This window comes from Moorena sp. SIO3I6 (assembly GCF_010672095.1).
Map to the genome: position 1 here is coordinate 1 of NZ_JAAHHU010000888.1, position 2,017 is coordinate 2,017.

Here is a 2,017-nt window from a genome sequence, read left to right on the forward strand (position 1 = left end):
AGCAAGTATCCTTTACCTAAATCTCCGGAAGAGATTATTATATCTCCCGAGGGAAACGCTTTGTCTGACCAGTGGGGTGCTAATGAAGAGTATGATATCGTCTTTTTGTTTAGAAAATTGTCGTACAGCGATTATGGTAGCCAGTTTATAAAAAAATCTTTTCAGGTTTTAAGACCAAAGGGTATGGTGATTATCCTGGAACCTACCACTGACAGTTTGGTTCCTTCACCATCATTTTTGCCAGAATTAGAAATAATGGATTTATTGATTGGCGGAGTTAAAGCTCCCCCGCTTTACTCCACCGATAAAATTGTTAAGCTTTTAAAAGAAGTAGGCTTCATGAAAACTGAAGTGGTGTCTACCCAAAAGGGTAGTTTTTTATTTGTAGTAGGTTGGAAAAATTAATCAGGGATTATCTATACTGGTATCCCCTTGATTTCCGTCTTGACTAATGACCCAAGAAATGTTGGTTTGGATTACCAACATTTTGCCTACCAAAACTAGGGCTCATTATTAAAATTCAAAAAGCGATGCAGAGGTGCGACCCGTGATGGCGAACGCGCCCCGCGTGACCTACGGTCAAGGGATTGCTCGCCATCACGGAAAACGCACCATTACGGTCTTGGGAAGGCAGTGCCGCCAAAGGGGGTTACCCATGAGCGACTGCATCAAGAATAGAGCAAGGATTATAACCATAGTAAGCCTTGATCATCAAAATTATTGCAATATTTTTTTAATAGTTGCGATAATACCCCCTATTTATTGATTTTTGCCCTTACCCTGCTTTTCTTAATTGCCAAACATGCTGATAATTGATCATTAGTCACTATAAAGTCTGTGAATTAAATAACTTATGTAAATACAAATTAAGAAATATGTAGTAAAGAGCAATCGCATAGCGTGACCGTTCGCGTTCGCGCAGCGTGGCAAAAGGCCAAGCTTGGCCTTTTGGCCAAGGTCAATCACTTTTAGCGTGGCCTACGGTCAATCGCATTTGTGTTGTCGTTCATTGAGGTAAACACTCCTGTAATTCAAGAAAGCCTATATATGTCAGTCATTCCCTGCCCTGCTAACCTCTTTCATGAGGCTAAAGAGTTACATCAGTTTCTCTTCGCCTGCCAGAAAAAATCTCAAAAACAAGGTATTGCCAAAATAGCTAGTATTTCTCAAGAAATTCCCCCCATCGATCCACTGGCAGTTTTTCAGGCAATTCGGGATAGAGCCGCCCCTTTTGCTGCGACGCCCGAGCCCCTACACTTCTATTTTGAAAATAGAAGTAATCAAGAATCAATTGTTGCTATTGATGCTGCTGTCGAACTTAAGTTAGCTGGTGAGCAACGGTTCTCTAAAGCGCAAAGATTTATCGACTCATGTCTAGCTAACACAATAATTAGTGGTAAAATAGAGCAGCGATTTGCTGGGCCTCATTTCTTCTCTAGCTTTACGTTTTTTGCTGACAAGTTTAATAGTAACAACCCTTTCCCATCTGCCACTATTTTTCTACCTCGCTGGCAAATTTCACTTTGTCAAAGCCGATGTGTAGTAGTCGCTAATCTTGAAATCAATTCTCAAGTTAATCTGGATTGGCTGGTCGAAAGCCTATGGAGGCAGTTCAATCTAATCACCTCTTCTGGTCGTCTGCTCTACTGTTTTACTGGTAAGGCTAACCATCATCAATTTCTCAAGCAAGATTCAGAAAAAGCCAAAGACTTCAAGTTATCTGTTTCATCAGCCTTAAAATCTATCCAAGCCAATCAATTTAGCAAAATAGTCCTTTCCCAAGCCGTCGATGTCGTCTCACCAGGTCAGTATTAGTTTAGCAATTGGTACATCCTATTCCTTGCCACCGATCCGCCTGAAGCGGTTTCCCTTTTGGGCAGCGCTATGTATTTTTTCAGTACGGGGAGCAATCGTTAATTTAGGTCTGTTTTTACACTTTAGTTGGGCATTGCAACAGGGACAAGTGATGATGCCCACTGCAGCAGTGTGGGCATTGACCTGGTTTATCTTAGTCTTT

At 41.3% G+C, this 2,017-nt stretch carries 2 protein-coding genes and 1 pseudogene; all 3 read left to right on the forward strand.

Translation table 11 applies throughout. The annotated features are described in order from the left end of the window. A partial coding sequence (locus F6K49_RS44025; protein WP_293108177.1) for a hypothetical protein occupies positions 1–405 on the forward strand: 405 nt, incomplete at its 5' end. A 642-nt stretch (positions 406–1,047) separates the two neighbouring features. Then, positions 1,048–1,815, forward strand: a complete 768-nt coding sequence (locus F6K49_RS44030) for a hypothetical protein (protein ID WP_293108181.1) — start codon at positions 1,048–1,050, stop codon at positions 1,813–1,815. Then, positions 1,805–2,017 (forward strand): annotated as a pseudogene (locus F6K49_RS44035) (homogentisate phytyltransferase); the annotation flags it as partial. The gene F6K49_RS44030 and the pseudogene F6K49_RS44035, both read left to right, overlap by 11 nt.

What these genes read in the sequence shown, in the direction of transcription:
- F6K49_RS44030 (WP_293108181.1), top strand. Translation starts at nt 1,048, where the DNA reads ATGTCAGTCATTCCCTGCCCTGCTAACCTCTTTCATGAGGCTAAAGAG.